The organism is Acidobacteriota bacterium, from assembly GCA_034211275.1.
GTDB lineage: Bacteria > Acidobacteriota > Thermoanaerobaculia > Multivoradales > JAHZIX01 > JAGQSE01.
The window spans coordinates 1-8,240 of sequence record JAXHTF010000261.1 but is presented as its reverse complement, the minus strand read 5'-3'; the positions used below and the strand labels follow the sequence as shown (position 1 = coordinate 8,240).

The 8,240-nt window shown below is 66.7% G+C and carries 8 protein-coding genes; 2 read left to right on the top strand and 6 right to left on the bottom strand.

The window, feature by feature from the left end:
* Positions 1 to 516: 516 nt before the first annotated feature.
* The 6 genes from SX243_24130 to SX243_24105 all read right to left on the bottom strand — a co-directional run bounded on the left by SX243_24130 (position 517) and on the right by SX243_24105 (position 5,756).
* Positions 517 to 2,253, bottom strand: coding sequence for a thiamine pyrophosphate-binding protein (locus SX243_24130; protein ID MDY7096076.1), 1,737 nt, complete (start codon positions 2,251 to 2,253; stop codon positions 517 to 519).
* A 126-nt stretch (positions 2,254 to 2,379) separates the two neighbouring features.
* Entirely contained in the window at positions 2,380 to 2,781 is a 402-nt protein-coding gene (locus SX243_24125; GenBank protein ID MDY7096075.1) for a PaaI family thioesterase, read from the bottom strand.
* A 10-nt stretch (positions 2,782 to 2,791) separates the two neighbouring features.
* Complete coding sequence (gene pruA / locus SX243_24120; GenBank protein MDY7096074.1) at positions 2,792 to 4,423, bottom strand: L-glutamate gamma-semialdehyde dehydrogenase; 1,632 nt, start codon at positions 4,421 to 4,423, stop codon at positions 2,792 to 2,794.
* A 167-nt stretch (positions 4,424 to 4,590) separates the two neighbouring features.
* The gene (locus SX243_24115; GenBank protein MDY7096073.1) at positions 4,591 to 4,947 is read right to left on the bottom strand and encodes a DUF423 domain-containing protein; all 357 of its coding nucleotides are present in this window, start codon (positions 4,945 to 4,947) and stop codon (positions 4,591 to 4,593) included.
* Between the two features lie 83 nt (positions 4,948 to 5,030).
* Positions 5,031 to 5,309: a hypothetical protein gene (locus SX243_24110; GenBank protein ID MDY7096072.1), complete on the bottom strand. Its 279-nt coding sequence runs from the start codon at positions 5,307 to 5,309 to the stop codon at positions 5,031 to 5,033.
* A gap of 12 nt (positions 5,310 to 5,321) precedes the next feature.
* On the bottom strand, positions 5,322 to 5,756 hold the full coding sequence (locus tag SX243_24105; protein ID MDY7096071.1) for a BrxA/BrxB family bacilliredoxin: 435 nt from the start codon (positions 5,754 to 5,756) through the stop codon (positions 5,322 to 5,324).
* 348 nt (positions 5,757 to 6,104) lie between these two features.
* On the opposite strand from SX243_24105, the gene SX243_24100 reads away from it, so the two are divergent.
* A complete protein-coding gene (locus SX243_24100) occupies positions 6,105 to 7,100 on the top strand; it encodes a COX15/CtaA family protein (protein ID MDY7096070.1) in 996 nt (331 codons plus the stop codon).
* Positions 7,101 to 7,242: 142 nt separating this feature from the next.
* A complete protein-coding gene (locus SX243_24095; protein ID MDY7096069.1) occupies positions 7,243 to 8,139 on the top strand; it encodes an NAD(P)/FAD-dependent oxidoreductase in 897 nt (298 codons plus the stop codon).
* Positions 8,140 to 8,240 lie beyond the last annotated feature (101 nt).

Below are 8,240 nucleotides of genomic sequence, written 5' to 3'. Positions count from 1 at the left end.
CGCGAGGGGTTGAAACCCCTCGCTACTTCATAGCGGCCTCCCTCCGGGAGGACGCCGCCACCGCCCACCCTGGAGCCGGCAAGGATGCCGGCGCTCCCAGGGAGACGACCACCTCTCACCCTTTACTCGTTCCGACGCTCCAGCGTCGCCAGGAGCAGGCTCACAGCACAAGCTAGGCGCGCCCCGCTGGAGCGGGGACGCAGTGCCCAGCTGGAGCTTCGCGAGGGGTTGAAACCCCTCGCTACTTCATAGCGGCCTCCCTCCGGGAGGGCGCCGCCACCGCCCGTCCCGGAGCCGGCAAGGATGCCGGCGCTCCCAGGGGTAAGACCACCCAGATTGTTCCACCGTTCCAGCGGCGCAGCGAAAGTCCCGACATCCGGCTGCCCACGCTGGAACATGAGTCTCCGTTCTCGGGCGGGAGGGGGTGTCGCCCCCATAGGGCCGATCTACAGTAGCGAGGGGTTTCAACCCCTCGCGGGACTTGCGGGGACGCACGCGGCGCTTGCCCTTCCCCCCTCACATCGAAATCGACCCCTTGCGAAACTGCGTCGCGCCAATATGAGCGTTGATCAGCACTGGGGTGCCGTTCCGCGCGATCTCTTGGGCCTGGGCCAGCACCGCGGGAACCTGGGCGGGGTCGTCCACCTTCAGGCCGCGGGCGCCGAAGCCTTCTACTACCTCGTGGTAATCGCTGCGTTCGAGCATCACCGCCACGTCGTCGCCGAGCATTTCCACCTGCTCGCGGGCGATCTGCATCCAGCAACCGTCGTTGCCCACCACCGCGATCACCGGCACGCCGTGGCGCACGAAGGTGTCGAATTCGCTGAGGGTGTAGCCGGCGGAGCCGTCGCCGTAGAGGATCCATACCTCCGATTCCGGGCGGCAGAGCTTGGCGCCGAGGGCGAAGCCGGCGCCGACGCCGAGGGTGCCGAAGGCGCCGGGGTCGAGCCAGCGCAGGGGGCCCCGGGGTTGGACGATGTAGGAGGCGGTGGCGACGAAATCGCCGCCGTCGGCCACCAGGACGCCCTCGTCCGGCAGCGCGGCTTCGATCTCCCGGCAGATGTGGAGGGGGTTGACAAAGTCGGTTTCCGTCGCCGCCTGCTCAGCGATCTCTTCGTTGCGCGCCGCGTCCCGGGCTTTGAGCTCTTCCAGCCATTCCTGCCACTCGTCCCCGTCGCGTTCGATCTCCGCCGCCAGATGCTCGAGGAAGAGGGAGGGATCCGCCAGCACTCCCAGCTGAGGCTTGCGGTTGAGCCGGAGGTCGTGGCGGCTGCGGTTGACCGCGATCACCGTCGCCTTGCCCAGACTGCGGCCGTAGTCGAGGCGGAAGTCGCAGGGGAAGCCGGCGAGGATCACCAGGTCCGCTTGCTTGAGCGCCTGGCGCCGTTTGTGGCGCAGCTGTAGCGGGTGGTCTTTGCCCAGCAAGCCACGGGCCATGCCTGCCAGATACGTGGGGATCCCGAGCTTCTCCACCGCCTCCACCAGGGTTTTCGCCGGCGGGCGCAGCATGGCCTGGCTGCCCAGGAGCAGGATCGGGCGTTCCGCCTGCTGGAGGTATTGGAAGGTGGTCTCCAGCGTCGCCGGGGAAGGTTCCGGGCCGGAGACGCGGCGGCGCTCGTCGACTTGGACATCGTCGGCGCCGGCGAAGAGGCGGTCGAGGTGGCGCTTCACATACCAGGCCTGGAAGCGTTGGGCCAGGCCCCTGGGCTTGTCGTCCTTGCCTTGGAAGGGGTAGAGGGCGCGCACCGATGGCTCGTCGTAGAGCAAGTCCACCGGGCACTCCACCACTACCGGCCCCGGCACGTCGGCCTGGGCCACCAGCAGCGCCTTCTCCACCGTCGGGCCCAGGTCTTTGACCCGGCGCACCGACACGGCCCATTTGACGTGGGGTTTGAACAGGGCCATCTGGTCGATGTCCTGGAGCGAGCCCCGGCCCTCCAGCAGCGTCGCCGTGGCCCCCACCAGCACCACCACCGGGGATTGGGCCATCTGAGCGTTCTTCACCGCCGTGATGGTGTTGGTGGCCCCGGGACCGGCGGTCACCGCCGCCACTCCCGGAGTGCCGGTGATGCGCGCCACCGCATCGGCGGCGAAGACGGCGTTAACCTCGTGGCGCACGTCCACCACTCGAACGCCCCGGGCCTTGGCCGCCACCAGGATGGGCGAAATATGCCCACCGCAGAGAGTGAAGATGAAGGGAATGCCCTGAGCTTCCAGGACCCGAGCTACGTGGTCACCACCGTTGCCTTGCATCGTTTCACTCTCCTTCCAGGGCTATTCCGAACCAGGCTCTCGTCCAGCTGGTGGGCTGGCGCCCACCCTACTCGAGACTCTATAGCGGTCGGCCGAAGGGTCAGCGCCGGCCCGACCGAGCCAGCGCTACCCGTCAAGGACATGATGATCGAGCACGAAGCAGGTGAATCTTCCTTGGAAGACTTCGTCCTCGCCGCGCTGTACCGTCACCTCCACCTGCCGCTTGCGGCCTCCGGAGGGCGCACTCTCCGAAGGCTCCTCCCGAGCCCGGGCCGTTAGCTCCTCCCCCACCCGTACCGGCGCCAGGAAGCGGCACTCCGCCGCTCCCAGCACCACGTTGGGGTCGTTTACCGCCAGCATGGCAGCGTAATCCGCCAGGCCGAAAACGAAGCCGCCGTGGACCAAGCCGCGGTCGTCGGCGGCCATTTCCGGCGTCGGCGTCAAGGCCGCCGTAGCCTCTCCCGGCGACAGCTCCACCGGCGCGCCGCAGAGCTCGGGGCTGATGCCTAGATGGGTGCAGGACTCCACCGTCGAGCCCCTACTCCTCCCCCATGTGGGGATAGGCGACCTGGCGAGTGGGCAGCAGGTTCTCCTTCACCGAACGAACCGAGGTCCAGCGCAGGAGGTTGAACATCGAGCCCGCCTTGTCGTTGGTACCGGAGGCCCGACCGCCGCCGAAGGGCTGCTGGCTGACCACCGCTCCGGTGGGCTTGTCGTTGATGTAGAAGTTGCCCGCCGCGTGGCGCAGCGCCCGGCTCATGCGCACCACCGCCGCCCGGTCGTTGGCGAAGATGGCGCCGGTGAGGGCATAGGGGCTGGTGGTGTTGCACAGCTCGAGGGTGGCGTCGAGGTCGTCGTCCTCGTAGACGTAGAGGGTCAGCACCGGACCGAAGAGCTCCTCCTCCATCAGGCGGAACTTGGGATCGGTGGTGACCACCACCGTGGGCTCGATGAAAAAGCCCGTGGAGTCGTCGCAGCCGCCGCCGAGGATCACTTCCGCATCGTCGGACTCGCGGGCGAAGTCGATGGCCCCGGAGAGCTTGTCGAAGGATTTGCGGTCGATGACCGCCGCCAGGAAGTTGCGGAAATCCAGCGGAGAGCCCATGCGAATCTCGCTCAGGGCCTGCTCCAAGCCGTCCTTCACCTGCGGCCACAGGGACTTGGGGATGTAAGCGCGGGAAGCGGCGGAGCATTTCTGCCCCTGGTATTCGAAGGCGCCGCGCACCAAGGCGGTGACCAGGGGCTCGACGTCGGCACTGCCGTGGGCGAAGACGAAGTCCTTACCGCCGGTCTCGCCGACGATGCGCGGGTAGCCCTTGTAGCGCTGGATGTTGTCACCGATGGTCTTCCACATACCCTGGAAAACGCCAGTGGAGCCGGTGAAGTGAATCCCCGCCAGCTCGGAGCTGGCGAGCACCGGGTCCCCCACCTGAGCGCCGGAGCCGGGGAGGAAGTTGATCACCCCGTCGGGCAGGCCGGCCTCCTGGAGCAGCTTCATGAAGTAGTAGTTGGAGAGCACCGCCGTCGACGCCGGCTTCCACAGCACCGTGTTGCCCATGAGCGCCGGCGAGGTCGGGAGATTGCCGCCGATGGCGGTGAAGTTGAAGGGGGTGACGGCGAAGATGAAGCCCTCCAGGGGCCGGAACTCCAGGTGGTTCCAGATCTGCGGCGAGGACGCCGACTGTTGCCGGTAGATCTCCTGCATGTAGTGGGGATTGAAGCGCAGGAAGTCGATGAGCTCACAGGCGGAGTCGATCTCCGCCTGCACCACGGTCTTGCTCTGATTGAGCATGGTGGCGGCATTGAGGGTGTCCCGCCAGGGGCCGGCGAGGAGCTCGGCGGCGCGCAGGAAGACCGAGGCGCGAGCCTCCCAGGGCATCTCGGACCATTCTTTCCACGCCTTGCCGGCGGCCTCGATAGCCTGCTCTACCTCGGCGGCGCCGGCGCGGTGGTAGCGGGCGAGGACGTGCTGATGATCGTGGGGGCAGATGGCCTCGGCGAGATCGCCGGTGCGCACCTCTTGCCCGCCGATGATCAGCGGAATCTCCAGCTCCTCCTGCATCATCTGCTGCAGGCGCGCTTTGAGGGTGCGCTTCTCTTCCGAGCCGGGAGCGTATTTGCGCACCGGCTCGTTGTGCGGGGGCGGAACGTTGACGACGGAATTGGACATGGTGGAACCCTCCGATAGCGATAACCGGTCCAGGTGAAGGACACGAGGCGTTTCTGGGGTGCTGGTGGCCGCGAAGGATCGCAGGCCCGAGGGGGGGCGAAGGATCGTGCGGCGAGAGCGTCTCATCCTAGCCGCAAGGGGCCGGGTGGCGCAACCACCGCCGAGGGTCAGCGGCCGCGCCAGATGCCGAAGGCCAGGACCAAGAAGCCGACGATGAGGAGGGTTCCGCCGATGGGGGTGATGGCCCCGAACCAGCGCGGCGAGCCGAGGGCGAGGGCGAAGACGGTGCCGCTGAAGATGGCCGCTCCGGCCAAGAGGAAGCCCGCGGAGGCGGCACCGTAGGACCAGCCTCCGGCAGCGGCCACCAGCGCCCCCAAGGCGCCGTACATGAGGTAGCGGGAGGCGGTTTCCCACAGCTCCAAGCCCCGGGCGTCGAGGCGGCCGGCGAGGGCGTGAGCTCCAAAGGCACCGGCGATGACGGCGGCGGCGGCGAAGAGGGCGGCGAGGGTGGCTAGGATTCTCATGGAGTGACTCTATCTCGGATGGGTTCGCGAGGGGGTGAGCGAGCACCGCGACCACCGCGAGGGGTTTCAACCCCTCGCGGGGTTCAACCTGCGATCTCCCCCAGCCGCCGGATGGAGGCGACTTTGTCGGTGGGGACGACCACGCGGTCGAATTGTTTCCAGACGCCGAATTGGGCCGCCCGCTGAACGTAGTCGTCCTTCGAGCGGCCGTCGGTGCCCTCGCGGTGGACCGCCGCGTCGAGGAGGATCACGCCTTGATCCGTCACCGTGTCGCAGCGGCCAACGAAGATCTCCTCACCGGTGGTGTCCACCACCACCGTGATGCCGTGGAGCTCTCCCTTGTTCTGATGGAAGGTACCCAAGGATCGGGAACCTCAGGACGCCGCGACGCCGCAGTGCTCGGCGAAGGCGCTGCCGAGATCCTGGGCGATGGCTTCCGGAGAGCGTCCCTCGATGCGGTGGCGGGGCACGAAGTAGACCAGCTCACCGTCCTTGAACAGGGCGAAGGAGGGGCTCGACGGCGGGATGTCGGCGATGTAGGAGCGGGCCTTGGCGGTGGCTTCCACATCCTGGCCGGCGAAGACCGTCACCACCTTGTCCGGCGTCGCACCGCCGCCTTCCAACGCCAGGCGAATGGCCGGGCGGGCGCCGCCGGCGGCGCAGCCGCAGACCGAGTTGAAGACCAGCAGGGCCGTGCCGTCGGCGTTGTTCATCAGCTGGTCCACCGCATCGGCGGTGCGCAATTCTTCGACGCCGAGGCTGGTGAGCTCTTCGCGCATGGGCTGGACTAGAAGCGGGCTATAGGGCATGGGGAAATTCCTCCGTGAGTTGCTTCATGGGTTGGACCGAGCAGGTTCGAGAGTGCATGGCTGCCGCAGCAGCGAGGAAATCTCGGTCCCGCCTATTGTACGTCACGGGGCCGCATCGGGATCTCTCGTGGCGAGGATGGAGTTCTTGGACAAACTCTCCTGCCGAGGGAATCCGGCGGGCGCGGCGGGCAGCAACTCGGAGAGAGGCGGGCTGGTCCCTCAGGTTGGCCAGTTCATCAGATCAGCCCGTCCATCCGATCAGCTAGCCAAGAGGTTGGCTGACCAATACGAGGCGCGGTATGCTCAGCACGGCTCCGTTCCAGACTTTCCACCAAACCCCATCGAACCATGAGCGCAGCGCCCCAAACCCGGAACCGCCTCGCCCGCTTTGCCTGGTCGGTCCTCGGCTTCAACCTCCTGGTCATCGTCTGGGGAGCAGTGGTGCGAGCCACCGGCTCCGGCGCCGGCTGCGGCAGTCACTGGCCGCTGTGCAACGGCGAGGTGGTGCCCCTGGAGCCGGCCACCGAGACCCTCATCGAGCTCTTCCACCGGGCCACCAGCGGCATCGCCCTGTTGCTGGTCATCGCCCTGACGGTGGCGGTCTTCCGCGCCTTCCCCAAGGGCCACGTAGCCCGCCGCGCGGCCATGGCCTCGCTGATCCTGATCTTCATCGAGGCTCTCATCGGCGCCGGGTTGGTGCTCTTCGAGCTGGTGGGGGACAACGACTCCATGGCCCGGGCGGTCTACATTGCCGCCCACCTCACCAACACCCTGCTGCTGGTGGGGGCCCTCACCCTCACCGCCCGCTTCAGCGCCCCCGACAGGACCGTGACCTCCCAACGCCACTGGGGTCACAGCCTCCTCTGGATTTCGTTCCTGGGCGCCCTCCTGGCTGCCGTCAGCGGAGCCATCGCCGCCCTCGGCGACACCCTCTTTCCCCCCGAGACCTTGGGGCAAGCCCTGGCCCAGGACGTCTCCTCCACCGGCCACCTGCTGGTCCGATTGCGCACCTTCCACCCCCTCATCGCCATCGGCGCCGGCCTCGTCATGCTGGTCCTTGCCCGGCGACAGCTGGAGAGCCCCTACCGCAGCACCCGCACGCAACGGGACGCCCGCCTGCTGATGTTCCTGGTGCTGCTACAGATGACCGGCGGAGTGATCAACGTCGCCCTGCTGGCGCCGATTTGGATGCAGGTGGTGCATCTGCTGATGGCGGACCTGATGTGGATCGCCCTGGTGCTGCTGGCGGAATCCCTCACCACCGAGCCCCTCAAAGCCCGTCCGCGCCCGCCGGTAGAGACCCATCCCAAGGAATCGGGTCGCCAAGAACGGAGCCGAGCTTGAGCAGCTCCTGGCTCGTTCGTACCAATCCGCTCTCCCCCGACTCCCGTACTTCGAATCGACCACTGCACTGCGAGCTGTCTCCCTTGGGAGAGAGCTCTGCAGGTCCCCGCGTGAACCCTCGGGTCGAGAAAGGCTGAGCCCCGTGACTACAAGCTCCGGACAGGTCCTCGTCATCGGCAACGGTGTCGCCGGCATCACCGCCGCCCGCCACATCCGCAAGACCAGCGACCGGCCCATCACCGTCATCTCCGCCGAATCCGACCACTTCTTCTCCCGCACCGCCCTGATGTACATCTACATGGGGCATATGACCTACGAAAACACCAAGCCCTATCAGGATTGGTTCTGGGAGAAGAACCGCATCGATCTGCTGCGGGCCTACGTGGACCAGGTAGATCCGGAGAACCGCACGATCCGCCTGGCCGGCGGCCGGCAACTGGAGTACGAGACGCTAATCATCGCTTCCGGCTCGAAGTCCAACCAATTCGGCTGGCCGGGGCAGAGTCTTCACGGCGTCCAGGGGCTCTACAGCCTGCAAGATCTGGAGCTGATGGAAAAACACAGCGCCGGGCTGCGCCGGGCGGTGGTGGTAGGAGGCGGCCTCATCGGCGTCGAGATGGCGGAGATGTTCCACTCCCGGGGGATTCCCGTGACCTTCCTGGTGCGGGAGAAGAGCTGGATGGAGCACGCCTTCCCGGCGGAAGAATCGCAGATGATCAACCGCCAGATCCGCAAGAACGGCATCGACCTGCGCCTGGAGACGGAGCTCGACCGCATTCTGGGGGACGATCAAGGAAGAGCCCGCGCCGTGGTCACCAAGGACGGCGAGGAGATCGACTGCCAATTCGTCGGCCTCACCGTCGGCGTCAGCCCCAACATCGCCTTTCTGGAGGGCTCGGGCATCGAATGCGACCGCGGCGTGCTGGTGGATGAGCACCTGCGCACCAGCGCTCCCGGAGTCTTCGCCGCCGGCGATTGCGCTCAGCTGCGCGATCCCAAGCCCGGACGGCGGCCGGTGTCTATGCCTTTACGAGCATAAAGTTTGTCTCCTTCCTTAAATATTTTATAGCGGCGTTGCTGCAATATTTGTTCTAATTTTTCTGAATAATTTAACGAACCAGTTTCTATTTCCGCGCTTAA